We start from the raw sequence: 24833 nt of genomic DNA, 5'->3' as shown, positions 1-24833 counted from the left end.
CGGGGGGAATAACAATGGCCAATCGACTATTTTACGCGGATAATCTTGATGCGCTGCGCAGCCATGTCACGGATGAGAGCGTAGATCTCATCTACCTTGATCCGCCCTTCAATTCGAACGCCAATTACAACATCCTGTTCAAATCGCCCGCAGGCCACGCCGCCGACAGCCAGATTGAGGCATTCGAAGACACCTGGCACTGGAATAATGCTGCGGAGGATGCTTTCGAACAGGTAATGCGGTCAGGCTATGCCCGCGCCTTCGAGCTGCTCCGGGCGATGCGCGGCTTCCTGGGCGAAAATGACATGATGGCCTATCTGTCGATGATGGCCATTCGCCTGATCGAGCTCCACCGCGTGCTCAAATCCACCGGCAGCCTCTATCTCCACTGCGATCCGACAGCCTCGCATTATCTGAAGCTGCTGTTGGACGGGGTCTTCGAACCTTCAAACTATCAGAATGAAATTACTTGGAAACGGACGTCGGCTCACAGCGATTCCGGACGCTTCGGTCGCAACACCGATACGATCCTGTTCTATTCGAAAAGTATGAAGCGCACCTGGAATCCGATCCACGGCGGTTACAGCGATCAACACCGCGCGCGATTTCGTAACCGCGATCCCGATGGTCGTCTGTGGATGGACGATAATCTCACGGCCAAAGGCTTGTCAGGCGGCGGTTATACCTATGAATACAAGGGCTGCACGTCCTTGTGGCGCGTCCCGCCCGGGACGATGGAAAAGCTCGATGAAGAAGGCCGGCTGCATTTTACGCGCAATGGCGGCATTCGACTGAAGCGCTATCTCGACGAAGCTAAAGGGGTACCGGTTCAGGCATTGTGGGACGATATCCCGCCGATCAACTCGCAAGCCCAAGAGCGCCTCGGCTATCCGACCCAAAAGCCCGTCGCTCTTCTCGAAAGGATCATCGCGGCATCGTCAAATGACGGCGATGTTGTGCTCGACCCCTTCTGCGGGTGCGGTACGGCAATTCACGCTGCACAGAAGCTCGGGCGGCGCTGGATCGGGATCGACGTCACGCACCTTGCCATTTCGCTGATCGAGCGGCGGATGAAAGAAGCGTTCCCCGACGCTGATTTCACGGTCGAAGGCACGCCGCGCGACTTGGCCTCGGCGCTCGATCTTGCACGGCGCAATAAATATCAGTTCCAATGGTGGGCCGTGTCGCTGGTCGACGGCATCCCGCATGACGGGAAGAAAAAGGGAGCCGATGGCGGCATTGACGGCCTAATCTATTTCCGACCCGACGGGAAACGCACCGAAAAGGCGCTCATCTCCGTAAAGGGCGGCCAAAATGTCGGCGTCACCATGATCCGCGACCTCCATAGCGCGATGGAGAGGGAAAAGGCGCCGATCGGCATCTTCATCACCGCCGCCACGCCGACCGGTCCGATGCTCCGTGAAGCCGCCGCCGTAGGCCGCTTCACCGACGAATTCGGGCGCGGCTGGCCCCGGCTTCAAATCCTGACGCTGGAAGAGCTTTTTCAGGGCAAGCGCCCGGCCATCCCTTTCCCCGACCCCCTCGCTGCCCTGCGCAAAACGCGGCGGGAAGAGAAGGCAAAGCAGGTGACCCTGCTCTAATCCAAACCATCCGCTAGTCCTGAGCCTGTCGAAGGACGTGTGCATCGCACGATCTCGATCGTCCTTCGACAGGCTCAGGATGAGCCGGGTCGACCATCCCGGGCTGGACCTTGTCCCTGAGTCCCCTTAGAGGCTCACCGTTACAATCGAGGAGCCAGGGCTTTGGCGAACGTTACGGTGATCGGCGGCCAGTGGGGCGACGAGGGCAAGGGCAAGATCGTCGATTGGCTGTCCAGCCGCGCCGATGTCGTCGCGCGCTTCCAGGGCGGGCACAATGCCGGCCACACCTTGGTCGTGGGCGATCAGGTGTACAAACTCTCGCTGCTTCCGTCCGGCATTGTGCGCGGCACGCTTTCCGTTATCGGCAACGGCGTCGTCCTTGACCCTTGGGCGCTGAAGGCTGAGGTCGAAAAACTAACTGCGCAGGGCGTCGCGATCACGCCGGACAATCTTCAAATCGCGGAAACCTGCCCGCTCATCCTGCCCATCCACCGCGATCTCGACGCGCTGCGCGAGGATGCAAGCGGGCAGGGCAAGATCGGCACCACGCGCCGCGGCATCGGTCCGGCTTATGAGGACAAGGTCGGCCGCCGCGCGATCCGCGTGTGCGACCTGCGCCATGTTGACGATCTCGGGCCGCAGCTCGATCGCCTTTGCGCGCATCACGACGCGCTGCGTGCCGGCTTCGGTCAGGCGCCGATCGATCGCGCGCGGCTGAAGCAGGATTTGGCGGAGATCGCCGATTTCGTGCTGCAATTCGCAAAGCCCGTCTGGCTGACGCTGAACGATGCCAAGCACAAGGGCAGCCGCATCCTGTTCGAAGGCGCGCAGGGCGTGCTGCTCGACGTCGATCACGGCACCTATCCGTTCGTCACCTCGTCCAACACGATCGCGGGCACCGCGGCGGGCGGCACCGGCCTTGGCCCTTCCGCGGCTGGCTTCGTACTCGGCATCGTCAAGGCCTATACCACGCGCGTCGGCTCCGGCCCATTTCCAACCGAACTCGATGACGAGATTGGTCAGCGGCTGGGAGAGCGCGGGCATGAATTCGGCACCGTCACGGGACGGAAGCGCCGCTGCGGCTGGTTCGACGCCGTGCTGGTCCGTCAATCCTGCGCCGTGTCCGGCGTCACCGGCATCGCGCTCACCAAATTGGACGTGCTGGACGGCCTCGAAGAGATCAAAATCTGCACCGGTTATCGCCTCGGCGGCGAGACGCTCGATCACTTCCCGGCCCATGCAGCTGACCAAGCAGCTGTCGAGCCCATTTACGAGACGATCGAGGGCTGGCAGGAATCAACAGCTGGCGCACGCAGCTGGGCCCAGCTCCCCGCACAGGCGATCAAATATATCCGCCGCGTGGAAGAGTTGATCCAATGTCCGGTGGCGCTCGTCTCGACCAGCCCGGAACGGGAAGATACGATACTCGTTCGCGATCCATTCGCCGACTGATCCTTTAAGGACCGACCACATGACGTCACGCGAAACCACCGGCCTCCTCCCCCGCATCGGCGACACGCCCGTTGTCGGCAGCGATGGCCGGTCCATCGGCGATTGGGCGGCCCTGCTGTCCTTCGGCGCAATCCAATGGCCCTGGCTGCTCCGCTCGCTTTCGGGTGGCAGCAAGGCGGCGAAGGCGAAGCTGCTCGACCGGCTCGACCTGCCGCAGGATTCGCTCCCCAATCTTGGCAGCTGGAAGGCTGATACCGGCCTCCTCACCCTCCTTGTCGATCACATTCTCGAAACCAAGCCGAGGCTGGTTGTCGAGTTTGGCGCCGGGGCGTCCACCTTCATCCTGGCCCGTGCGCTTCAAAAGGCGGGCGGCGGGCGGCTGATCAGCTTCGATCAGCATGCGGATTTCGTGCACGCCACCCAGGCCTGGCTTGCCGAACATGGCATGGAAGCCGACATGCGCGCTGTGCCGCTCCATCCCTCGCCCGACGGCTGGCCGGGCCTCTGGTACGACCATGGGCCCCTTCCCGATGGCATCGACATGGTGGTGGTGGACGGCCCGCCCTGGACGATCCACCCGCTGACGCGCGGCGCGGCCTCAAGCCTCTTCGACAAGATATCGCCGGGCGGCACGCTCTTCCTCGACGATGCCGCCCGCCCCGGCGAGCGGGTCGTCGCGTCGCGCTGGAAGAAGCTCCGCCCCGATTTCTCTTTCCGGCTGTGGAAGGGTGGAACGAAGGGCACACTGATCGCGCGAAAAGCGGGTTAACCCTAACTGCGCAAGCCACCACCGCTAGCCCTGAGCTTGTCGAAGGGCGTGTGCACCGCACGATTTACACGCCCCCTTGACAGGCTCAGGGCTAGCGGGTTTAAGCGTTGCTCGGGGGCTAAAGTGTTGGCCGCTTTTCGAAGTGGTCGAGCGGCTCAGCTGTCGCTTCTTCGACCTCGACAGAGTCGACCCGCGCGGCGGGCGGCCCCTCATGCAGGTGGTGAATCAGTTCGTTGACGGCATCAGCATTGCCCATAGCCAGCAGCTCAACCGTGCCATCGTCGCGATTGCGCACCCACCCCGTTATGCCGAGACTTTGCGCGGTCTCCATCGTCCAGGCGCGATAGAAAACGCCCTGCACCTTGCCGCGGACGACGATGCGCCGGGCCATCGTCACCGATATTCCTTCTTGTGATAATTTTCGCGGTCGAGGTCGCGAATTTCGACGGTCAACTGCACGCCGCTGAGGCTACGCGGAAGAGCGTCCCCGGCGAGCGCTAGGATCGCCCGCCCGAGCGCGGCCTTCTGATCCGGCGTGCGTCCCGAAAGACCGCGAAAGTCGATATGCAACATCGCGTTTTCAGGATCGCCGGCGCCGATCACCGTTTCGTCCAGCGTCACGATACGCGTCTTGCAGCTTTCCAGCGTGGTTTCGATAATGTCGACCGCAGCATGGTGAATGGCGAGTGCGAGCGCGCGGCTGTCGTAAAGTCCGGCAAGGCGGCGCGATTGCTCGATCATAATCTGGGGCATCATCCGCACTGCCCCCGGTTGAGCAGTTTCTGATCGGCAAGAACAAGGGCCATCATCGCTTCCATGACTGGCGCGCCGCGCAAGCCCACACAAGGGTCATGACGGCCCAACGTTTGAACCGTCGTCGCCTGACCCTCGCGATCGACCGTGGGCACCGGGATGCGGATCGATGAGGTCGGCTTGAACGCCGCCCGCACGACGATGGGCTGGCCTGTCGATATGCCGCCCGCGACTCCACCATTATGGTTGCTGAGGAATTCTGGCCTGCCATCGTGGCCTGGCTGCATCGCGTCGGCATTCTCCTCACCCCGCAGACGCGCGGCGGCGAAGCCCTCGCCGATTTCCACGCCCTTCACCGCATTGATACCCATCATCGCGGCGGCAAGCTCCGCGTCGAGCTTGGCATAAATGGGTGCGCCCCATCCCGCCGGAGCGCCCGTCGCAACGCATTCGACGACGGCGCCGAGCGAAGAGCCTGCTTTGCGTGCTTCGTCGACCATTTGCTCCCAGCGTGCGGCGGCGGACGCATCAGGACAGAAAAACGGGTTGCGGCCAATCTCGCCTAGATCAAATGCGTCGCGGTCGATCGCGTCACCGCCCAGCTCGATCACATAGGCACGGATCGATACCTCGGGAATGACCAGCCGGGCAATCGCCCCCGCCGCGACACGCATCGCGGTTTCGCGCGCCGAACTCCGCCCGCCGCCGCGCGGATCGCGGAGTCCGTATTTTGCGTCATAGCTGTAATCGGCGTGGCCGGGGCGATAGGGCGCGGTCGGATCATAATCCCTGGATCGCGCGTCGACATTGTCGATGATGAGGCTGATTGGCGTGCCAGTGGTGCGGCCTTCATAAGTACCGGAGAGGATGCGGACCTGATCCGGTTCCTGCCGCTGCGTGGTGAAGCGGGATTGCCCCGGGCGCCGCTGGTCGAGGAAGGGCTGAATGTCCTTGTCGCTGAGCATGATCCCCGGCGGACAGCCATCAACCACCGCGCCGATAGCCGGGCCGTGGCTCTCCCCCCATGTGGTGACGCGAAAGAGATGGCCGAAGCTGTTTAAGGACATCATCCACACTCCCGTTCGTCCCGAGCGAAGTCGAGAGCCGCTGGCACGATCATCTCACATGCGCCCCTCGACACGCGCGGGACGAGCGAAGCCTCGCTCTTACGCCAGCGCAATATCCGGCGCGTCTTCGGCCTTCATGCCGATGACGTTATAGCCCGCGTCGACATGGTGGATTTCGCCGGTGACGCCTGATGCGAGATCGGAAAGGAGGTAAAGCCCCGCGCCGCCCACTTCGTCGATCGTCACATTGCGACGCAGCGGCGAATTCAGCTCGTTCCACTTCAAAATGTAGCGGAAGTCGCCGATGCCGCTCGCCGCCAGTGTCTTGATCGGGCCCGCCGAAATGGCGTTCACGCGGATATTTTCCGGCCCCAGATCCATGGCGAGATATTTGGTGCTGGTTTCAAGCGCGGCCTTGGCGACGCCCATGACGTTATAATGCGGTACGACTTTCTCGGCGCCGTAATAAGTCAGCGTGAGCAGCGATCCGCCGTTCGGCATCATCGCCCGCGCGCGCTTTGCCACCGCGACAAAGCTGTAGGCTGAGATGTTCATCGTCATCAGGAAGTTGTCGAGGCTGGTATCGACATAGAGGCCGCGCAATTCGTTCTTGTCGGAAAAGCCGATGGCGTGGACGACGAAGTCGATCGTGTCCCAGCGTTCTTTCAACTTGTCGAACGCCGCGTCGAGCGCAGCCATGTCCGATACATCGCAATCGATCAGGAAATCGGAGCCAAGGCTTTCCGCGAGCGGCCCGACGCGCTTCAGCAGGGCATCGCCCTGATAGCTGAAAGCGAGCTCCGCGCCCTGGTCGGCCAGCGCCTTGGCGATGCCCCAGGCGAGCGACATGTTGTTGGCCAGCCCCATGATGAGGCCCCGCTTGCCGGCCATCAATCCGTTCATATGCTTTCCCTGTTATAAAATGCTTTCTCGCCCTCCTTTAGTTCCTCTTCGGGTGTTTCCGCTAGTGCCGCGTTGAGTTCGGCCCCGATCACCACGCCAAGCCCGATGATGAAGAAGAAAAGCAAAGCAATGATCACGCCCGCGAGGCTGCCATAAGTCAGGTCGTACCCGCCGAGAAGCGACAGGACGCGGGGAAGAAGCGCCGTCGTCGCGAGCCACCAAATCGTGACGAACAGCGGCCCTGGCCACTTCCTGCACCCCTTTTTGCGGTAGCGCTTGGGGGTGAGCGACAGGAACAGGAGGTAGAGCGATCCAAACAGGATCAGCGCGGGGGCGAAGCGCACCAGCTGGAAGATGAAGGCGAGGTCGCTGCCGCCGGGGAAATATTCGACGACGAATTCCTGAATGGTGGTGAGCAGGATGGAAAGGCTGAACGCCACCATCGCAAGCACCACCGATCCGATGATGATCCCGATCGACCAGAGCCGATATTCCCAGAACGGGCGGCTGAAATGGACGCCATAAGCGCGGCGGATGATGTCGCGGATGGTTTCGATAAAGCTTCCCGTGGTCCACAAGCCGACGATCGCGCCTAGCCAGAGCAGGTTGCCGGACCGCGCATGGATGACGTCGGAAATCGGCTTGGCCAGCACTTCGGCGACGTTGGGCGGCATCGTCTGGAGAACGCCGACAACCGCGTTCATCCCTTCCGCCGTCTGCCCGAAAACGCGGGCGACGGCGGCCGCCACGATCACGAAGGGGAAAAGGGTGAGGAGCGCGAGATAAGCGAGATTCCCTGCGTGGATGAAGCCATCCGAATAGACGCCAACCGCGACCCGCTTCATCACTTCGAAGGGGTAGGTGCCCGGTTTGACCTTTTCGATTTCCCGGCCGAACATCGCCCGGGCCCGCATCATCCGCTTGCGCCGCTCCTCCGGCGATTGGGGGGAGACTTCATCCATCGGCCAGAACCCCCTTATCATTCATCATCTGCAACCAGCCTCTCGCTTCGAGCCTGACCGGTTAGACGCCCAGAGCCGCCCGCGGGTTTCTTCCTTTGCCCGCCCAGCTTTCGATAAAGGCCGCAAGATCCGCATCGTCCTTGGGTAGATCGACCATCAGGGTGACGAGCTGATCGCCGCGTTCGCCGCTCTTGCCGTGAAAGCCCTTGCCCTTCAGGCGGAGTACCGTGCCGGACGTCGATCCCTTGGGGATGTTCATCATCACCGGCCCATCGACGGTCGGCACGCGCACTTTGCCGCCGAGCACCGCTTCATCGAGCGAAACGGGGAGGTCGAGCCGAACCGCATCGCCATCGCGGCGGAAGAAACGGTGCGGCTGGATGGCGATGGTAACAATGGCGTCACCCGGACCTGCGGGCCCGGGATGGCCTTGCCCGGCAAGGCGGATTTTGGTGCCTTCCTCGACGCCCTTGGGTAGCTTGATCGCGATGGTCTTGCCGCCAGACAGGGTGACGCGCTGCTCCTTCAGTGCTGCCGCATCCTCAAGCGGAACGGCAAGGCGATAGGCCATGTCGGCGCCCTTTTGCGGGGGCGGGGCCTGCCGTCCGAAGCCGCCGAATCCGCCGCCACCCCGCCGGGCCGCGCCGCCGAACAGCCCCTCGAACAGGTCGGAAATGTCCGCGCCTTCGCCGCCCATGTCGAAGCCGCCGCGCTGGCCGCGAAATCCTCCGCCAAAGCCGCCGGGTCCGGCGCCCGCGCCGCCGTGGCCAAAGCCAAAAGGCATCTTGGGGTTGCCGTCCTCGTCAATCTCGCCGCGATCATATTGCGCGCGTTTGTCCTTGTCGGACAGGATATCATAGGCGCCGGTCACCTTGGAAAAGCGCTCGGCGGCCTTGGGATTGTCCTGATTGCGGTCGGGATGAAGTTCCTTGGCGAGCTTGCGATACGCCTTCTTGATGTCCGCTTCGCTCGCGCCCCGCGCCACGCCAAGCTGTGAATAAAGATCGGCCATCCGCCCTTAACACTCCAATATCCTGCCCGGTTCAAATCCGGTGTTGCCGTCACGTAACACAGTTGCAGATGGGCGTCAGCCCATGGGCTTGCAAGCCTGAAACCCGCCCGTCATCCCGGCGGAAGCCGGGATCTCAGCCCGGAAGAGGCGCCTTTCCGTCAAGAAATCCCGGCCTTCGCCGGGATGACGATGTTTCGAAGAATGGCGACGAAGTCCGATCGTGCTTGTGCTTCATGACATCGACGGGCAGGAGGCTGGCATGACGACGGACCCCCATTTTCTGTTCGATCAATGGCTCGCCGAGGCGGCGGATGCCGAACCCAACGATCCCAATGCGATGGCGCTCGCAACCGTCGGCGCGGACGGGCAGCCTTCGGTGCGCATGGTGCTGCTAAAGGGTCATGATGCGGGCGGCTTCGTTTTCTACACCAATCTCGACAGCCGGAAGGGTGGGGAACTTGACACGGCGAATGCCCGCGCCGCCTTGCTTTTTCACTGGAAAAGCCTGCGCCGCCAGGTTCGTATCGAAGGGCCGGTGGAGTCGGTGAGCGCGGAAGAGGCCGACGCCTATTTTGCGACCCGCAGCCGGGATTCGCAGCTTGGCGCCTGGGCCTCGGATCAGTCCCGCCCCCTCGATGCGCGCGAGACGTTCCAGGCACGCTATGAAGATATGCGCATCCGTTTCGAAGGCGGCGATGTACCGCGTCCGCCGCGCTGGTCGGGTTTTCGGGTGCTGCCGGAGCGGATCGAATTCTGGCTCGACCGTGCGCACCGCCTCCACGAACGGCGCCTGTTCGTGAGGGGCGAAGAGGGGTGGACGGAAGGCCTGCTCTACCCATGAGCCGCCACAGCGCCATCACCGCCGCGCTTGCCAGCGTAGGGACGGCGCTCTTTCTTCTGTGCCTTAAAACCTATGCGGCCTGGGCTACCGGATCGGTGGCGATGCTCGGCTCGCTCGCCGATACCGCACTCGATCTCATTGCCTCGCTCGTTACGCTCTATGGCGTGCGGCTTGCGGCCCAGCCCGCGGATGCCGATCACCGCTTCGGCCATGGCAAAGCGGAGGCGCTGGCGGCCCTGTTTCAGGTTTCGCTTATCACCCTGTCGGCCGTCGGCATCGGATGGCGCGCCGTGCAGCAGTGGATCGCGGGAAGCGAAACGGCGGCGGCTGAACAAGGTATCGCCGTGTCGCTCGCGGCCATCGCCGCGACGCTCGGCCTCCTTTCCTATCAACGCATGGTGATCCGCCGAACCGGATCGATCGCGATTCAGGCGGACAATGTCCATTATCAATCCGATCTCCTGCTCAACAGCGGCGTGATCGCGGCGTTGGTTCTGGACCAGTATTTGGGGCTGAAGGGTGCCGATCCGGTGTTCGGCATACTCATCGCCCTCTGGCTGTTGTGGGGAGCGTGGAATGCCTCCACCTACGCCGTCGACCAGCTGATGGACAAGGAATGGCCGGAGGAGAAGCGCCGCCGCTTCCTCGACGTCGCGGCCCGCCATCCGGAACTGAAGGGTATTCACGATCTCCGGACGCGATCGAGCGGCACGCAGGATTTCGTCCAGTTTCACGTCTGGGTCGATCCCGCCATGACCGTCGCGCAGGCCCATGACGTGATGGATGAAGTGGAATCCAAACTCGCCCGGGAGTTTCCGGGCGTGGAAATCCTCATCCATCTCGACCCCGAAGGACAGGTCGATCATCCCGGCAATCCCTTAAAAGAAATGGACGAAAGCCCTCTCGCCAAAGGAGCCCGAACATGACCCGCCTCCCAATCATTCAGGTCGATGCCTTTGCCGACCGGCCCTTCACAGGCAATCCGGCCGCGGTCATGCCGCTTGAAGAGTGGCTGCCGGATGATGTGCTTCAAAAGATCGCCAACGAAAATAATCTCAGCGAAACGGCCTTCACGGTCCCGGTGGAGGGCGACGCCGATTATGAGCTGCGCTGGTTCACGCCGACGACGGAAGTGGCGCTGTGCGGCCATGCCACGCTGGCGAGCGGGCATGTGCTGATCGAGGGGGAGCGCGTTCGTTTCCGCACGCGCAAGGCGGGAGACCTTTCCGTCGAACGGCAAGGCGAAGGTTATGCGCTGAGCCTTCCCGCCTGGAAGCCGGAGCCCAAGCCGCTGCCGATCATTGTCGATGCATTGGGGTGCAGGGCCGCCCAGACATTGTGGCATCCCCATCGCTATGGCCTTGTCGTCGTCGAGACGGCGGATGAAGTTTTGGCGCTGAAGCCCGATTTCCAGGCCATGGCGCGGCAGGGCGACGTCCTCACCATCGTCACCGCTCCCGGCAAGGACACGGACATTATCAGCCGCGTCTTTGCGCCGGGCGCGGGCATCAACGAGGATCCGGTGACCGGCTCTGCCCATGCCGTGATGGTGCCTTATTGGGCCGAACGTCTGGGCCGCGACAGCTTCACCGCCTATCAGGCCAGCGCCCGGGGCGGGCACCTGACATGCCGCCTGGCGGGTGACAGGGTGATCCTGGGCGGACGCTGCGTGACGGTAATCGAAGGGACATTTCATCTCTAGTCCCAGCATGGATTGGTGAAGGGTGAATGATGGGCAAGCACAACGCGATCGTCGAATGGGAGCTGGGCGAGGGCAGCTTCGCCGATGGACGATATAGCCGGGCGCACAGTTTGCGCTTTGACGGCGGCACCACGCTGACGGGATCGTCCTCGCCCTCGGTCGTGCCTTTGCCGTGGTCCGACCCCACCGGTGTCGACCCGGAAGAAGCCTTGGTATCCGCCGCAGCTGCCTGCCACATGCTGTCCTTCCTGCACGTTGCCCGGGAGGCGGGTTTCATGATCACCCGCTATCGGGATGAGGCGGAGGGGACGCTCGGCAAAAATGAGAAGGGGCGCATCGCGATTACCCGTATCGTGCTCCGCCCCGACATCTCCTTCGAAGGCGCCGTGCCGGACAGCGGCACGTTGGAGCGGATGCATCACAAGGCCCACGATATCTGCTTCATCGCAAATTCGCTGACAAGCGAAGTGGTGGTCGAACCGCCGCTCTGATCCTGCGCCATCGCAACATGCGTGCCCTCTAAAGGCGCTAAGAAGCCCCTGGCGAACAGGAGGATAAGGATGGGACGGGGATTGGCGGCATCGGCTTTGGCCCTTCTGGCGCTCACGGCGTGCGGGAACGATGGCCGGGGCAGCGCCGCGGCGCAGGCGGCGGACGGCCCTGTCGAGCGGGGACGCTATCTTGTCGCGATCATGGATTGCGTTGGTTGTCACAACAAAGGCGCCTTTTCCCCCAAGCCCGAAAACGGGTTCCTGCAAGGGAGCCCCGTCGGCTTTTCCCTGCCGAACCTCGGCATATTCTGGCCCCCCAACCTGACGCCGCACCCCGACGCCGGGATCGGGCGGTGGAGCGAGGCGGAGATCGTCACCGCACTTCGCACCGGCATGCGCCCCGATGGGCGGCAGCTGGCGCCGGTCATGCCGTGGAAGGCCTATCGCAACCTGAGCGATGCCGACGCCCAGGCCATCGCGGCCTACCTCAAGACACTGCCCGCTTCGCCCAACCGGGTTCCGGCGCCCGCCCAGCCCGAAACCGCGACCGCGCCATATGTGGCGGTCACCGCGCCGCCATCGCTCACATCGAATTGATGTGAAGGCTGTCGCCGTCCGGATCCTTCAGCCAGACGAGTTTCGCACCCTCCGCGACGTGAACATTGCCCTGAAGCATACCGATGTCCGGATAATGTCCAAACGCGACGCCCTTCGCCTCGAGCGGCGACGATGCGGGTATTTGCCTTGGGCTCGCGAACATGCCCGCCTCAGGGCGTCGCGATGGCAGCTATTTAATGACGTGAGGATTGGGATCGGCATCGAACTTCCACCGAATTCTGGTGGTGCTGGTTGCCGCAAGGGTCCTTATACCCGGACGCGTTGGTCCTTCGGAATAGTTATAGTCGTCTGCCCCCGGCGGGTTGGAGCCTTCATGTGTCCAGCTGCCGGTGAAGGTGGTCGTGCTGCCGCCATTCCTCGGCATATTCGGGAGGATGATCCCGTGGGCAATCACCCCTTGACCCCATTTGACTGCCGACCAGCTGATCGGCACGCGGCTGCCCGTATTGAACACCGCACCTGTGGATTTCAGCGCCGCGAACGTCTGCTTCATCTTATCGCCATCGCCATAATCGGTGATCCGGCCGGCGTGGCCACCGGTAACATCCGTGACCATGATCGACACACCGCCATGGTCCAGCACCAAGCTTGCCGTGTTGGTCATTTTCGAAATGACAATTGCCGCTTTGCATCCAACAACACCGGGCCCGGTGCCACCCGCACCATATTCAATCTTGTTCACAGAAACCAGGGTCGGGGAGCCGTCCTTCGGCGCCATTAGCTCGCCACGATCCGCAATCGTCGCTCTGATCGTGCAGTCAGTGCCCTCCCATTCCTCGAATGGTCCGGATTTCACGCCTTTCTTGCCCGGAATGCACTGGCCCGGCACAAAGGGAGATTCCGGAATTTGGGCTTGACCATTGCCGCCACCGCCGCCGCAAGTGCCATCTTCGCGGGGCTTGCCACCCTTGCGTTCGCATTCTTTCTTGGCGTTGGCGATGGATTGAACCACGGCCATCTGGCAGGCGAGAACCGCGTCGCCAGGCAATTTCTGGCATTCCTTGACCTGCCGTAAGATATTTTCCGCTCCGACACCGCCGTTCGCAGTTCCGCCTCCAATCGGGCTTACAGGCGGACTTTTCGTGCCCGGACCCCACTGGTCTGGCGTGCCTTCGGTTTCCGTAACGGTGCCCTTCAATGAGCGAGGGTCGAAAGGATCGCTATCGCGATCGCCTTTATAGACCATGCGGACGACACCATTCAGCGTCCGCTCGCGATGCATGGATGCCGAGCCTTTATCACCCTGCGACGTCTTATGCTCGCCGGTGACAAGGATGGTGAAGGTCAGCGTCGCGACCTTTTGAGTGGGGGGCGGAGGGCAATGCGGAATTCCGGTGCCTTTCATTGACTCCGCCATGGCCGGCATAGGCATCGGAGTAGCGAAGGAAAGGATCGCCAACAAGGCGGGCAGATGACGGCCGGATTTGAGCATGCGAAAACCCCTTTCGAACGTCATATTGCAGCCCTCGCCAAACCACTAGGCACCGAGCGACGAACATCCAGATCGTGCGACGAAGGCGGGCGCGAGGCCCGAAAACGCATTTGGCGCAAGCAGGATAGAGCGCTCTTGCCGTCAGGCTGACGGGTCGGGATCAGGTCAGCGCTTTTTCCATGCTGTAATTGTGGATGGCGACGCCCGCGACTTCGAAATCGTTGCGGTGGACGAGGGTGTAGCCGCGCCGTTCGAAGAGGGGGCGGGCGAGTTCGCTTGCCTCCACGAAGATGCGCGCACATTCGCTTGCGCGGGCGGCGTCCTCCAGCGCGGCATAGAGGGCGGAGCCGACGCCGCGCCCTTCGCCTTCGGGCGCGGTGTAGAGGAAGTCCAAATGCCCGTCCGCCTCCATATCGCCAAAGCCAAGGATCGTGCCGTCCGCATCCTCCGCGATCAGCACGGTGCGGCCATCCGCGCAGCGTGCCGCCGTCTTTTCGGGGCAGGCGGTGGCGGCCCAGACTTCCACTTGTTCGGCTGAATAGCCACGCGGGCCGAAATGGCGGACCGAGCGGGCGTAGAGGGCGGCGAGCGCTGGGGCGTCGGCGGGCGTGTAGTTGCGGATGTTCATGGCCGTGTCCGATGGAGGCGCGGGCGGGGGTGTGTCAAATCCTTCCTGCCGATCCTCCGCCTCTTCCTCGTCTTCATCCTCCGGCCGTTCCGCGTCCGCGCCTTCGCACAGGCCGAAGAAGAGGTCGCGCGCGCGTTCGGCGCGGCGGCGGGCGATTTCCGGGGTTTCGGCGCCGTCCCCGCCATTGCGCGCCGCCATCGCCGCTTCTTCGGCCGCCGTCAGCGCGCGGGAATATTGGGGGTGGCCATAATCCCAATATTCAACGCCGTCGAAGCCGGGCGGCGGCGGATAATCGGTCCACCACGCGCCATCTTCTTCCCACACGATATGGCCGTCATGATCGCCGCCTTGAGCCGTCATATCCTCCCCATCCTCATCCTCGCCTGCCTCTTCGCCTTCGAGGGAAAGTTGATGAAATTGATGCTGTGGCGAACTTTTCGCGGCATCAATTTCGGGCTCTGGGTTGATGAGGGCGAGGGCGTCCGCCCGCCGGTCCGCGCCAAGCGCGTCGAGATAGTCGGCCCAGCGCGCGGCGAGCGCGTGCTGGCCGGCCCCGAGCCGCTCGGCGCGGTCGGCGCGGGCATCGAGCCGGTTCAGCATCGCAATGGAGAGGCGGTTGTCGTAACGGTGCCGCTCCGCCACCACCTCGCCATTCTTGTAAATCCGTTCGATCACGCCGCCGAGCGAGCGTTCCATGATGTCGTCGGCGAGATGCTGACGGGCGAGGAGAAGGGCGGTGTCCCAGCCCGCGCCGAACAGGGGATCGCGGTTGCGGAGCGCGTAGGCGGCCTGCGCGCTCATCCCCACGACGCGGCACGCTTTCGACACCGTGCCGCATTGCGCGAGCGTTTCCTGAAACAGCCGCTTGCGCTCCGGCGTCCAGCCGTCGCGTCTGAGGGTGCGCGTTTCGGTTTCCGCGCTGTCGAGGGTGGAGGCGATGAGCGGCTCCAGCGGCACGGGCGGGATGTGATCGGAACCCTCGACGATGGAGAGGGCGGTGAAGCGGGGCTCGTCCCCGGTGCGGTCATGGTTCGTCATGACCGCACCATTTATCTCATTTGGTTAGGTGTAGGAAAATGGTTTTGATCGAAGTGGTACTTCGATCAAGGCGGCGCGCATGGCACGCCTCCCGGGCAGTGCGTGCGCGAACACTACACTCAGCAAAATGATCGTTCTCTATATGTTCTTTTCTGTTTCAATGTAGGATTTCCGGTGTCATGCCACTTATATGTTCGGCTATTACCCCTCGCGAGGAAGTTCCCCTTGGCGGCGTTGGCCTATACTTAGCTTTCAGATCAAGCTAGCCTTGTCCTCAGGTCTCAAGGGGAGCACGGGGCGAATGAAGAAGCTGGCACAAGTCCAGAAAATCCGGATCATTAAGATTAACGCGAAGAGGATGCGCAAGCGTTTGAGGCGTCCCTCTGCTGCTTACAACGCTGGACACACAGCGGAGGCAAAAGCTCAGTTTCAAGGTTTAAGAGCGAAACTACCAGAGACTCGAATTGAGCATGAGAGGCACCCAGGTACATTTTCGTTCCTGCCCCCTAAAGTGTTCTCGTTTTCAGAAAATTATGAGGAAACTTTTGCCTTCATATTAGACTTCCGGCGCTACTTCTCGCAGCGAGGGAAGCAATTGTGCGATGACGGGATTCGTCGAAGGGCTTATGCAGAATTTGCAGAGATCGAGAAAATTGGTCCAGGAGCAGGTCTCGTCCTGGCAGCGGAGACCCACCGTTTTGCGCAGACTCGAGGCAAGCCTGCGAGGATAGAGGATCATCTCTGGGCGGAGAACGTCCGGGACTACTTTCTTGAGGCAGGGCTCTTTGAGCTTCTCAGCCTTGATCCTGGCACTATCGCAACAAGACCATCTCAAGACGCTCAACGATCCACTCTAAAATTTACCTTCGGACGAACTTCCCACGGGCGAGATGCCAAAGCTCTGATAGCCAATCTGCAAGCACTTGCAGGTCATTCTGTTGGTCCCCGCCCTGCCGTATATGCCGCGATTGCGGAGGCGCTTGCAAACGTTTCTCACGCATATCCAACATGGTTCCGGACTTGGCCTTATCGCACTTCACGGCAATGGTGGGCGTCAGGATTTTGGAGCCCCTCTAGTAACACGGTTGGTGTCCAGCTATATGATCAGGGCGCTGGTATACCGGCGACCCTGCCAAAACAGACACATTGGCCAAGGATTTTGCGAAGCCTAGACCCCGAAGGCAGTCCGTCTGGCTTGATTGCCGCTGCTATGGAATATGGTCGAACTTCGACGGGCCAAGCTGGTAGAGGAAAAGGCTTAGCGGAAATGGCCAACTGGATCGAATCAACAGGTTCAGGGTTTCTTAGGATCATGAGCGGTGGCGGTGAGGTTACTTACCGTCCGGGCGGATTAATATCGAGGCGCAACTTCAATGCTCCATTCTGCGGTACCCTTGTCCAATGGGAGGTCAGCGTTGGAAGCTGAGTCGTATGAAATCCGGATAGTAGATTTCAGCGAGACACCTTTTGGCCGCTATGTCGATGACGGTCCGGAATCTGGACAGGTTTTTAGAGATAACGTGCTGATCCCTGCCTTGAACCAACATGCACACCTCACATTGATTTTAGACGGCGTAGAGGGCTTGCCATCTTCTTTCTGGGAGGAGGTGATGGGTGGTCTAGTACGCCAAGGTTGGGGAGTAGGGGATTTGAAAGAGCGAATGGAAATCGTCACAACTGAAGCGGAACTAGAGACCTATGTGAGGCTAGGCTGGCGATATGCTGAAGAGGCAGCTTCAAAGCGACAGCACTAAATGGGAATAATCTGGACGCTAATTACTCCCGCTTTTATTGCGTCTGTTCTCTCTATTGCAATAAACATCCGGGCCGATAAGTTTCGCGCGCGCCGAGAGTATATCACTGCTTCGTTCGAAGCCGTGCGCGCCACTATAGATACTGCCGTTAAGGCCGCTGCTGAGTATTTTCCTCTTCCTGCAGTAGCTCGAACTCCGGCAATTGAAGCAAAGCTATGGCTTGCTGATCGAGAACTTCGGTTTGCCCTATCCCCCTTAATCAAGAACGCAAGTTCCGGCTTGGATGCCGAATTAGAGCAGCTCACGGCCGCATTCGACGACCTTATTGCCTTGCTGACCGGGGGGTCTTTTCAATCAAGCAAAGCAGAGGCGGACTTGAAGCACTTGCGTTTGATCGCCTCTGCTGGCGCGGAGCTACGAGCAAAGTTAACCGACGTACGACATGCGGAACTGCGTCAAGCGGTCGAACAAGACATCTTATCACGCTTCATTCATTATTGGACCGAGCCGACGATTCCCCGAGGAATTCGCTAGCTATTCAACCGTCTGTTATTCAGCGGCCTCTCGTTGACGTGCGGCGGACCCGCGCTTTTTCTTGGCTGGTGGGCCTGCGGGCTCCGCGCGTGGTCCGTCGAGAAGGGGTTTCAGGTAGGCGCCGGTGTAGGAGCGGGGTTCCTTCACCACATCTTCCGGAACGCCCTCCGCGACGATCTCGCCGCCTTTGTCGCCGCCTTCGGGGCCGAGATCGATGATCCAGTCCGCGGTCTTGATGACCTCTAGATTATGTTCGATCACGACCACCGTGTTGCCCTGTTCGACGAGGGCGTGGAGGACTTCGAGGAGTTTGCGGACGTCTTCGAAATGGAGGCCGGTGGTGGGCTCGTCCAAAATGTAGAGCGTCTGGCCGGTGGCGCGGCGGCTGAGTTCCTTGGCGAGCTTCACGCGCTGCGCCTCGCCGCCCGACAGGGTCGTCGCCTGCTGGCCGACCTTGACGTAGCCGAGGCCGACTTCGGCCAGCATCGCCATCTTGTCGCGGATCGGCGGGACGGCCTTGAAGAATTCCACCGCATCCTCGACCGTCATGTCGAGCACGTCGGCGATGCTCTTCCCCTTGAACTTCACCTCCAACGTCTCGCGATTGTAGCGTGCCCCATGGCAAACGTCGCAGGTGACGTAGACGTCGGGGAGGAAGTGCATTTCGATCTTGATGAGGCCGTCGCCGGTGCAGGCTTCGCAGCGGCCGCCCTTCACGTTGAAGGAGAAGCGGCCGGGCTTGTAGCCGCGCGCCTGCGCTTCGGGGAGGCCGGCGAACCAATCGCGGATGTTGGTGAAGGCGCCGGTATAAGTGGCCGGATTGGAGCGCGGCGTGCGGCCGATCGGCGATTGATCGATATCGATCACCTTGTCGAGATATTGAAGGCCGGACAGTTTGTCGTGCTTGCCCGCCTGGACGCGCGCGCCGTTGAGGTGCCGCGCGGCGGCGGAATAGAGCGTGTCGATGGTGAAGCTCGACTTGCCCGATCCCGAGACGCCGGTGATGCAGGTGAAGGTGCCGAGCGGGATGCTGGCGGTCACGTCCTTGAGGTTATTCGCCTTGGCGCCGTGGACGGTGAGCTTCTTGCCATTGCCCTTGCGGCGGGTGGCGGGGACCGCGACGGCGCGGCGGCCGGTGAGGTAATCGGCGGTGAGGCTGTTTTCGTTGGCGAGGACTTCGTCGAGGGAGCCTGCCGCGACGACCGCGCCGCCATGGACGCCCGCGCCGGGGCCCATGTCGATGACATAGTCGGCGGTCTTGATCGCATCCTCGTCATGCTCGACGACGAGGACGGTGTTGCCGAGGTCGCGGAGGCGTTTGAGGGTCACGAGCAGGCGGTCGTTGTCGCGCTGGTGCAGGCCGATCGAGGGCTCGTCGAGGACGTAGAGGACGCCGGAGAGGCCCGAGCCGATCTGGGAGGCCAGGCGGATGCGCTGGCTCTCGCCGCCCGACAATGTGCCGGACGTGCGGTCGAGGTTCAGGTAATCGAGGCCGACATTGTTCAAGAAGCCGAGGCGCTCGTTGATTTCCTTGAGGATGGCGCGGGCGATTTCGCGCTGCTGAGGGTTGAGCTTGTCCTCAAGGGTGGCGAACCATTCCAGCGCGCGGACCACGGAGCGGCGGGTGGAGACGCTGATATCCTCGCCCGCGATCTTGACGCTGAGCGCCTCGGGACGGAGGCGGGCGCCGTCGCACACCTCGCAGGGGGCGGAGGATTGATATTTTGACAGCTCCTCGCGCATCCAGGCGCTTTCGGTCTGCATCATGCGGCGGTTCAAATTGCCGATGACCCCTTCGAAGGGCTTCACGACGTCATAGCTTTTGCGGCCATCGATGAAGGTCAAGGTAACGGCCTTGCCCTTCGTGCCGAAGAGGATGACGTCGCGGACGTCTTGCGGAAGATCTTGCCACGGCGTTTCGAGGCTGAAGCCATATTCGCGGGCGAGGGAGCCGAGGACCTGCATGTAATAGGGGCTGGGCGGGTTCGATTTGGCCCAGGGGACGACGGCGCCCTTCTTGATCGACAGCGCTTCGTTGGGGACGACCAGTTCGGGGTCGAAGAGGAGTTTTTCGCCAAGGCCGTCGCAGGCGGGGCAGGCGCCCTGGGGCGCGTTGAACGAGAAAAGGCGCGGCTCGATCTCGGCGATGGTGAAGCCGGAGACGGGGCAGGCGAACTTTTCGGAGAAGGTGATGCGGCCCGGGGGGGCGTGGGTAGCGAGGACGTTGCGGTCCGACGCGGCGGTGAGGGCGGCGGCGACGCCGATATTCGCCCTCTCCCCTTCAGGGGAGAGGGTTGGGAGAGGGGCCGAAGTGGGCGCTTCTCCGGCCCCGTCCATCTCGCTCGGACTCCCCCTCTCCCCATCCCTCTCCCCTGAAGGGGAGAGGGGGTTAGGGGCATCGGCGGGGTCCAGATAGACCAATCCGTCCGCTAGTTTGAGGGCGGTTTCGAGACTGTCTGCAAGCCGCGTTTCGATGCCTTCGCGGACGACGAGGCGGTCCACGACGACTTCGATGTCGTGCTTATATTTCTTGTCGAGGGCCGGGGCGTCTTCGATGTCGTAGAACTGGCCGTCGATGCGCACGCGGGTGAAGCCCGCTTTCTGCCATTCGGCCATTTCCTTTTTATACTCGCCCTTGCGGCCGCGCACGACGGGGGCGAGGAGGTAGAGGCGCATGCCTTCGGGGAGGGCCATGACGCGGTCGACCATCTGGCTGACCGTCTGCGCGGCGATGGGAAGGCCAGTGGCGGGGCTGTAGGGCACGCCGACACGCGCCCAGAGCAGGCGCATATAATCGTAGATTTCTGTGACGGTGGCGACCGTGGAGCGCGGGTTGCGGCTCGTCGTCTTCTGTTCGATCGAGATTGCGGGCGACAGGCCCTCGATATGATCGACGTCCGGCTTCTGCATCAGCTCCAGGAACTGGCGCGCATAGGCGGAGAGCGATTCCACATAGCGGCGCTGCCCTTCGGCATAGATGGTGTCGAAGGCGAGGCTGGATTTGCCCGAACCCGAAAGGCCGGTGATAACAACGAGTTTGTCGCGCGGAATATCGACGTCCACGCCCTTAAGATTGTGCTCGCGCGCGCCGCGCACCGAAATATGTGTCAGCATGAATGTCGCTGTTCCAGATTTGTTCTTGTGATGCAAGGGCGCGGCATTTAGGGCCGAACGCGGAAGGCCCGAAATGGGTGCGCGAAAGCGCCCGCGCAAGACTTGATCCGCTTTGACAAACCTTGAGCGAAATCAGTGGCACGGGTCCGAAACTAGGTTAGGACAATGGAAGGGTAGGCCGTCGGGTCGCGATCCGCCTGCATGAAGGGAGCCGGAATGATGAATGATGGCGGCCCTGCACGCGGACGGGAGATCGGAGCGTGAACGAGATCACGAACCTGTCCGACCTCGCATCGGCCCTGAAAAGCTTTCCACCACAGGGTGACGTGCTAGCCGTGCTCGATGCGCTGCCCGTGGGCCTCGCTTATGCCGATGCGTCGGGCAAGATCCTGTGGGGCAACCGGAGAGCTGAGGAGATTTTCGGACATCCCTTATTTGCCACCGACAGCATCGCCGATTTCGGCAGTTGGGTCTGTTATCATGGCGACGGCAGCCAAGTGGCGGTGGAGGATTATCCGCTGCTGCGCGCGCTCCAGGGCGAACGGCAGGCCTCGCTCGACTTCCACTATCCGCGCGGAGACGGGCGGCGTGCCTGGGTACGCGCCATTGCCACTCGTATCGATGACAGCGAGGGAGTTATCCAGGGCGCTATCGCCACCATTTTGGACATTGATGCTGAACGGCGCGCCGCGGACGAAGCGAAAAGCGCCCATAAAAGGTTGGAAGTTGCTCAGCGCGCCGGAGAAATCGGCACATTTGAAATCCTGCCGGAAGAGGGCCGCGTCCTGATATCGGAGGAATTCTGCAAGGTCTGGGGGCTTAAGCCCAGATCGGAAATCAGCATCGCGGAGGCTGAGGCCCTGCTGAACCCTGACGACCTGGCCGAAGTGCAGGCGGCTGGCGACTATGGCGTTGGCCGATCGATCTACCGCATGACGCAGCCGGAAACCGGCGAGCAGCGCTGGATCGTCCGGCGTGGGGAAGCGGTGACGGGCGAAGACGGACGCATCCGCCATTTCGGCGTGACCTACGACGTCACGGAAACCAAGCGCACCGAAGAAGCCTTGCGGGACCGTGAAGAGCGATTGCGCGCCGCGCTCGATGGTTCAGGCGCTGGCACCTTCCGCTGGGACATCCTGACCGGCGCGCTCGATTTCGATCCGACACTGGACATGCTCTTTGGCTTCGAACCGGGGCACGGCCCCAAAACGCTGGAAGCGTGTGCGGCGCGTATTCACCCCGACGATCGCGACGCCTTTATCACCCGATGCAAACTTTGCGTCGAAACGGGCGCGGATTTTGACATGGAATATCGCGTTGTCCTGGCCGACGGCAGCGCGCGCTGGCTCTACGATCGCGGCAAGGTCTATTTGGATCGCGACGGCAACGCGGCCTATATGACCGGCGCCTGCACGGACGTGACGCAGCGCACATTGATCGCGCGGCGGCTAAACACGGTGCTGGAAAGCATTACGGACGGCTTCATCGCCGTCGATACGGCCTGGATGGTAACTTTGGTCAACAAGGCGGCCGAGCAGTTTTTAGACTTCCGCCGGGCCGATGTGCTGGGCATCAAATTATGGGAAGCCTTTCCCGAATTGGGGGACAGCGAATTGGCGTCCGTCCTGACCGCCGTGATGCAGGACCGGGCGCCCCGCACGGTGGAGATCGAGCCGAAACGACGTCCGGATACGACGATCGAAATCCGCCTGTCGCCAAAGGATGGCGGCGGGCTGGCGGCAAGCTTCACCGATATCAGCGCGCGCAAGAAAGCCGAGCGGCACCGCGAACTTCTAGTCGGTGAACTCAACCACCGGGTGAAGAACACGATGGCGCTCGTCCAGGCGACGGCGCAGCAGACATTCCGCTCCGCGAACCTTTCGGATGCGGTGCGGCGGACCTTTGACGGGCGCCTCGCCGCGCTTGCCGCCGCGCACGATCTGCTCACCCGCCAGAGCTGGGAAAGCGCAATGCTGAGCGAGATCGTCACAGCCGCGATGACTCCTTTCGGCGCGATCGATGATGACCGCGTGACCGTGGAGGGGCCGGACGTGCGGCTTCCCGCGCAGGCGACGGTCGCCTTCGCCATGGCCCTGCACGAGCTTGCGACCAATGCCGCGAAATATGGCGCCTTGTCGGGCGAGCAGGGGCAGGTTGCGATCGTCTGGTCCAGGGACGCGGCGCGTTTGTGTTTTGAATGGACGGAGCGGGGCGGCCCTGTCGTGCGGAAGCCGGAGGGGCGCGGGTTCGGTTCGCGCATGATCGAACGCGCGCTGGCGAGCGAGCTTGGCGGGGACGTGTCGCTGCATTTCGATCCCGACGGGGTGCGCTGCCTGATCGACGCGCCGATTAGCGAGGTTTGAGGGGGGACTCGATGGTTTCCTTTTCCCGCTAGGCTGATGTTGGAGCCCGGGGGGATCGTAGGTTGCACACGCCCTTCGACAAGCTCAGGGCTAGCGGGGTGGGGGCGATCTTGTGTTGGCGATTTTCAATTGGCCGTCATTGCGAGCGCAAGCGAAGCAATCCATCTTGCGGCCAGATTCTGAACCGCTGGCTTGCTTCGTTGCGCTCGCAATGACGAGGGTCAGAAGCGGAGGGGCTTTACCCGTTTGACGCCGGGCAAGGCCTTGATCGCGGCGACGACCTGTTCGCCGATATGGCCGTCAACCGAGACCAAAGCCAAGGCTTCGCCCTTCGCGGCGCGGCGGCCGAGGTTGAAGGTGCCGATGTTGATGCCCGCTTCGCCCAGCAATGTGCCGAGGCGGCCGATGAAGCCGGGTGTGTCTTCGTTGACGATGTAGATCATCTCGCCGGTGAGTTCGGCCTCGACCTTGATGCCGAACATTTCGACGAGGCGCGGGGCGGCGTTGCCGAACAGGGTGCCCGCGACGGAGCGATCGCCGTCGGGTGTCTGCACGGTCACGCGGACGAGGGTGTGATAATCGCCTTCGCGGTCGTGGCGGACTTCGCGGACGTCGAGGCCGCGTTCTTTGGCGAGGAAGGGCGCGTTCACCATGTTCACCGTCTGCGAATAGACGCGCATGAGGCCGGCGAGGACGGCGCCGGTGATCGGCTTTTGATTGAGCTGCGCGGCGGCGCCTTCCACCTCGATCGACACGCCGGTGATGTTCTTGCCTTCAAGCTGGCCGACGAGGGAGCCGAGTTCCTGCGCCAATTCCATATAGGGGCGGAGTTTCGGGGCCTCTTCGGCGGAGAGGGAGGGCATGTTGAGCGCGTTGGTGACGCCGCCCTTCGTCAGATAGTCGGACATTTGTTCGGCGACCTGGATGGCGACATTGACCTGGGCTTCGGTGGTCGACGCGCCGAGGTGGGGCGTGGCGACGAGGCCGGGAGTGCCGAAGAGGGCGTTGTCCTTGGCGGGTTCCTCCACGAACACGTCGAGGGCGGCGCCCGCGACGTGGCCGCTGTCGAGCGCGTCCTTCAGCGCCGCTTCGTCGATCAGGCCGCCGCGCGCACAATTGATGATGCGGACGCCCTTCTTCGTCTTGGCGAGATTGTCGCGGGAGAGGATGTTGCGGGTCTGGTCGGTGAGCGGGGTGTGAAGCGTGATGAAGTCTGCGCGGGCGAGCAGCTGGTCGAGCTCCACCTTCTCGATGCCGAGATCGACGGCGCGTTCGGGCGTGAGGAAGGGATCGAAGGCGACGACCTTCATCTTGAGGCCAAGGGCGCGGTCCGCGACGATCGAGCCGATATTGCCCGCGCCGATCAGGCCGAGAGTCTTGGAGGTGAGTTCCACGCCCATGAAGCGGTTCTTTTCCCACTTGCCCGATTGGGTGGAGGCATCGGCCTGCGGAAGTTCGCGGGCCAGCGCGAACATGAGGGCGATGGCATGTTCGGCGGTGGTGATGGAATTGCCGAAGGGCGTGTTCATAACGACGACGCCCTTCGCGGATGCCGCCGGGATATCGACATTGTCGACACCGATCCCTGCGCGGCCGACGACCTTGAGGTTCGTCGCGGCTTCAAGGAGGTCCGGCGTCACCTTCGTCGCGGAACGGATGGCGAGGCCGTCATATTGGCCGATGATGGCTTTCAGCTCGTCCTTGGTGAGGCCGGGCTTTTCGTCGACTTCAATGCCGTTGGCGCGGAAGATTTCGGCGGCTTTCGGATCCATCTGATCCGAGATGAGGACTTTGGGCAT

23 protein-coding genes are annotated in these 24833 nt (G+C 62.3%); 12 read left to right on the top strand and 11 right to left on the bottom strand.

Annotated features, from left to right (window positions below):
- Positions 1 to 14: 14 nt before the first annotated feature.
- The 3 genes from C7I56_RS11710 (at position 15) to C7I56_RS11700 (ending at position 3822) form a co-directional block, all read left to right on the top strand.
- Positions 15 to 1601, top strand: coding sequence for a DNA methyltransferase (locus C7I56_RS11710; protein WP_106640810.1), 1587 nt, complete (start codon positions 15 to 17; stop codon positions 1599 to 1601).
- A gap of 162 nt (positions 1602 to 1763) precedes the next feature.
- The gene (locus C7I56_RS11705; protein ID WP_106640809.1) at positions 1764 to 3053 is read left to right on the top strand and encodes an adenylosuccinate synthase; all 1290 of its coding nucleotides are present in this window, start codon (positions 1764 to 1766) and stop codon (positions 3051 to 3053) included.
- 19 nt (positions 3054 to 3072) lie between these two features.
- Positions 3073 to 3822: a class I SAM-dependent methyltransferase gene (locus tag C7I56_RS11700; protein ID WP_106640808.1), complete on the top strand. Its 750-nt coding sequence runs from the start codon at positions 3073 to 3075 to the stop codon at positions 3820 to 3822.
- Between the two features lie 118 nt (positions 3823 to 3940).
- Here C7I56_RS11700 and C7I56_RS11695 read toward each other — a convergent pair whose 3' ends face one another.
- The 6 genes from C7I56_RS11695 to C7I56_RS11670 all read right to left on the bottom strand — a co-directional run bounded on the left by C7I56_RS11695 (position 3941) and on the right by C7I56_RS11670 (position 8519).
- Positions 3941 to 4213 (bottom strand): acylphosphatase, encoded by a 273-nt coding sequence (locus tag C7I56_RS11695; protein WP_106640807.1) that lies wholly within the window; start codon positions 4211 to 4213, stop codon positions 3941 to 3943.
- 2 nt (positions 4214 to 4215) lie between these two features.
- Positions 4216 to 4578 carry a 5-carboxymethyl-2-hydroxymuconate Delta-isomerase gene (locus C7I56_RS11690; protein WP_199792403.1) on the bottom strand — a complete coding sequence of 121 codons (363 nt, stop codon included), beginning with the start codon at positions 4576 to 4578 and terminating at the stop codon, positions 4216 to 4218.
- A complete protein-coding gene (gene aroC / locus C7I56_RS11685) occupies positions 4575 to 5642 on the bottom strand; it encodes a chorismate synthase (RefSeq protein ID WP_106640904.1) in 1068 nt (355 codons plus the stop codon). The genes C7I56_RS11690 and aroC overlap by 4 nt, the downstream gene beginning before the upstream one ends.
- Before the next feature lie 99 nt (positions 5643 to 5741).
- Positions 5742 to 6545 (bottom strand): enoyl-ACP reductase FabI, encoded by an 804-nt coding sequence (gene fabI, locus C7I56_RS11680; protein ID WP_106640806.1) that lies wholly within the window; start codon positions 6543 to 6545, stop codon positions 5742 to 5744.
- A complete protein-coding gene (locus C7I56_RS11675; protein WP_106640805.1) occupies positions 6542 to 7507 on the bottom strand; it encodes a YihY/virulence factor BrkB family protein in 966 nt (321 codons plus the stop codon). The genes fabI and C7I56_RS11675 overlap by 4 nt, the downstream gene beginning before the upstream one ends.
- A gap of 61 nt (positions 7508 to 7568) precedes the next feature.
- Entirely contained in the window at positions 7569 to 8519 is a 951-nt protein-coding gene (locus C7I56_RS11670; protein ID WP_106640804.1) for a DnaJ C-terminal domain-containing protein, read from the bottom strand.
- A gap of 259 nt (positions 8520 to 8778) precedes the next feature.
- Between C7I56_RS11670 and pdxH the strand changes: the two genes are divergently transcribed.
- From pdxH to C7I56_RS11645, 5 genes are all read left to right on the top strand, one after another.
- Positions 8779 to 9360, top strand: coding sequence for a pyridoxamine 5'-phosphate oxidase (gene pdxH / locus C7I56_RS11665; protein ID WP_106640903.1), 582 nt, complete (start codon positions 8779 to 8781; stop codon positions 9358 to 9360).
- On the top strand, positions 9357 to 10286 hold the full coding sequence (locus tag C7I56_RS11660; RefSeq protein WP_106640803.1) for a cation diffusion facilitator family transporter: 930 nt from the start codon (positions 9357 to 9359) through the stop codon (positions 10284 to 10286). The genes pdxH and C7I56_RS11660 overlap by 4 nt, the downstream gene beginning before the upstream one ends.
- Positions 10283 to 11062 (top strand): PhzF family phenazine biosynthesis protein, encoded by a 780-nt coding sequence (locus C7I56_RS11655; RefSeq protein ID WP_106640802.1) that lies wholly within the window; start codon positions 10283 to 10285, stop codon positions 11060 to 11062. Before C7I56_RS11660 ends, C7I56_RS11655 begins: the two co-directional genes overlap by 4 nt.
- A gap of 26 nt (positions 11063 to 11088) precedes the next feature.
- Complete coding sequence (locus C7I56_RS11650) at positions 11089 to 11553, top strand: OsmC family protein (protein WP_199792402.1); 465 nt, start codon at positions 11089 to 11091, stop codon at positions 11551 to 11553.
- Between the two features lie 69 nt (positions 11554 to 11622).
- Positions 11623 to 12150, top strand: coding sequence for a c-type cytochrome (locus C7I56_RS11645; RefSeq protein ID WP_106640801.1), 528 nt, complete (start codon positions 11623 to 11625; stop codon positions 12148 to 12150).
- On the opposite strand, the gene C7I56_RS12425 is transcribed toward C7I56_RS11645, so the two are convergent.
- From C7I56_RS12425 to C7I56_RS12510, 3 genes are all read right to left on the bottom strand, one after another.
- Entirely contained in the window at positions 12137 to 12313 is a 177-nt protein-coding gene (locus C7I56_RS12425; protein ID WP_158703122.1) for a hypothetical protein, read from the bottom strand. The genes C7I56_RS11645 and C7I56_RS12425 overlap by 14 nt on opposite strands.
- A 27-nt stretch (positions 12314 to 12340) precedes the next feature.
- On the bottom strand, positions 12341 to 13603 hold the full coding sequence (locus C7I56_RS11640; RefSeq protein ID WP_106640800.1) for a hypothetical protein: 1263 nt from the start codon (positions 13601 to 13603) through the stop codon (positions 12341 to 12343).
- Positions 13604 to 13763: 160 nt separating this feature from the next.
- On the bottom strand, positions 13764 to 15269 hold the full coding sequence (locus C7I56_RS12510) for a GNAT family N-acetyltransferase (protein WP_199792401.1): 1506 nt from the start codon (positions 15267 to 15269) through the stop codon (positions 13764 to 13766).
- A gap of 301 nt (positions 15270 to 15570) precedes the next feature.
- On the opposite strand from C7I56_RS12510, the gene C7I56_RS12420 reads away from it, so the two are divergent.
- From C7I56_RS12420 to C7I56_RS11620, 3 genes are read left to right on the top strand one after another with little or no spacing between them, the layout of a single operon-like run.
- Positions 15571 to 16695, top strand: a complete 1125-nt coding sequence (locus C7I56_RS12420) for a hypothetical protein (protein WP_158703121.1) — start codon at positions 15571 to 15573, stop codon at positions 16693 to 16695.
- Positions 16685 to 17023: an STAS-like domain-containing protein gene (locus tag C7I56_RS11625; protein WP_158703120.1), complete on the top strand. Its 339-nt coding sequence runs from the start codon at positions 16685 to 16687 to the stop codon at positions 17021 to 17023. The genes C7I56_RS12420 and C7I56_RS11625 overlap by 11 nt, the downstream gene beginning before the upstream one ends.
- Positions 17024 to 17557, top strand: a complete 534-nt coding sequence (locus tag C7I56_RS11620) for a hypothetical protein (RefSeq protein WP_106640797.1) — start codon at positions 17024 to 17026, stop codon at positions 17555 to 17557.
- Between the two features lie 15 nt (positions 17558 to 17572).
- Here the strand turns inward: C7I56_RS11620 and uvrA are convergent, their stop codons facing one another.
- Entirely contained in the window at positions 17573 to 20671 is a 3099-nt protein-coding gene (gene uvrA / locus C7I56_RS11615; protein ID WP_106640900.1) for an excinuclease ABC subunit UvrA, read from the bottom strand.
- Positions 20672 to 20931: 260 nt separating this feature from the next.
- On the opposite strand from uvrA, the gene C7I56_RS11610 reads away from it, so the two are divergent.
- A complete protein-coding gene (locus C7I56_RS11610) occupies positions 20932 to 23034 on the top strand; it encodes a PAS domain-containing sensor histidine kinase (protein WP_106640796.1) in 2103 nt (700 codons plus the stop codon).
- A 221-nt stretch (positions 23035 to 23255) separates the two neighbouring features.
- Here C7I56_RS11610 and serA read toward each other — a convergent pair whose 3' ends face one another.
- Positions 23256 to 24833, bottom strand: a complete 1578-nt coding sequence (gene serA / locus C7I56_RS11605) for a phosphoglycerate dehydrogenase (RefSeq protein ID WP_106640795.1) — start codon at positions 24831 to 24833, stop codon at positions 23256 to 23258.

Source organism: Allosphingosinicella vermicomposti (assembly GCF_003012815.1).
In the GTDB taxonomy this organism is placed as follows: domain Bacteria; phylum Pseudomonadota; class Alphaproteobacteria; order Sphingomonadales; family Sphingomonadaceae; genus Allosphingosinicella; species Allosphingosinicella vermicomposti.
The sequence above is the reverse complement of the archived record's forward strand: the minus strand, read 5'-3'. Positions and strand labels throughout refer to the sequence as shown.

What these genes read in the sequence shown, in the direction of transcription:
- C7I56_RS12510 (WP_199792401.1), bottom strand. Translation starts at nt 15,269, where the DNA reads ATGACGAACCATGACCGCACCGGGGACGAGCCCCGCTTCACCGCCCTC.
- aroC (WP_106640904.1), bottom strand. Translation starts at nt 5,642, where the DNA reads ATGTCCTTAAACAGCTTCGGCCATCTCTTTCGCGTCACCACATGGGGG.
- C7I56_RS11700 (WP_106640808.1), top strand. Translation starts at nt 3,073, where the DNA reads ATGACGTCACGCGAAACCACCGGCCTCCTCCCCCGCATCGGCGACACG.
- C7I56_RS11640 (WP_106640800.1), bottom strand. Translation starts at nt 13,603, where the DNA reads ATGCTCAAATCCGGCCGTCATCTGCCCGCCTTGTTGGCGATCCTTTCC.
- C7I56_RS11670 (WP_106640804.1), bottom strand. Translation starts at nt 8,519, where the DNA reads ATGGCCGATCTTTATTCACAGCTTGGCGTGGCGCGGGGCGCGAGCGAA.
- C7I56_RS12425 (WP_158703122.1), bottom strand. Translation starts at nt 12,313, where the DNA reads ATGTTCGCGAGCCCAAGGCAAATACCCGCATCGTCGCCGCTCGAGGCG.
- serA (WP_106640795.1), bottom strand. Translation starts at nt 24,833, where the DNA reads ATGCCCAAAGTCCTCATCTCGGATCAGATGGATCCGAAAGCCGCCGAA.
- C7I56_RS11710 (WP_106640810.1), top strand. Translation starts at nt 15, where the DNA reads ATGGCCAATCGACTATTTTACGCGGATAATCTTGATGCGCTGCGCAGC.
- C7I56_RS11655 (WP_106640802.1), top strand. Translation starts at nt 10,283, where the DNA reads ATGACCCGCCTCCCAATCATTCAGGTCGATGCCTTTGCCGACCGGCCC.
- C7I56_RS11675 (WP_106640805.1), bottom strand. Translation starts at nt 7,507, where the DNA reads ATGGATGAAGTCTCCCCCCAATCGCCGGAGGAGCGGCGCAAGCGGATG.
- C7I56_RS11690 (WP_199792403.1), bottom strand. Translation starts at nt 4,578, where the DNA reads ATGATGCCCCAGATTATGATCGAGCAATCGCGCCGCCTTGCCGGACTT.
- fabI (WP_106640806.1), bottom strand. Translation starts at nt 6,545, where the DNA reads ATGAACGGATTGATGGCCGGCAAGCGGGGCCTCATCATGGGGCTGGCC.
- C7I56_RS12420 (WP_158703121.1), top strand. Translation starts at nt 15,571, where the DNA reads ATGAAGAAGCTGGCACAAGTCCAGAAAATCCGGATCATTAAGATTAAC.
- pdxH (WP_106640903.1), top strand. Translation starts at nt 8,779, where the DNA reads ATGACGACGGACCCCCATTTTCTGTTCGATCAATGGCTCGCCGAGGCG.
- C7I56_RS11645 (WP_106640801.1), top strand. Translation starts at nt 11,623, where the DNA reads ATGGGACGGGGATTGGCGGCATCGGCTTTGGCCCTTCTGGCGCTCACG.
- C7I56_RS11650 (WP_199792402.1), top strand. Translation starts at nt 11,089, where the DNA reads ATGATGGGCAAGCACAACGCGATCGTCGAATGGGAGCTGGGCGAGGGC.
- C7I56_RS11620 (WP_106640797.1), top strand. Translation starts at nt 17,024, where the DNA reads ATGGGAATAATCTGGACGCTAATTACTCCCGCTTTTATTGCGTCTGTT.
- C7I56_RS11660 (WP_106640803.1), top strand. Translation starts at nt 9,357, where the DNA reads ATGAGCCGCCACAGCGCCATCACCGCCGCGCTTGCCAGCGTAGGGACG.
- C7I56_RS11695 (WP_106640807.1), bottom strand. Translation starts at nt 4,213, where the DNA reads ATGGCCCGGCGCATCGTCGTCCGCGGCAAGGTGCAGGGCGTTTTCTAT.
- uvrA (WP_106640900.1), bottom strand. Translation starts at nt 20,671, where the DNA reads ATGCTGACACATATTTCGGTGCGCGGCGCGCGCGAGCACAATCTTAAG.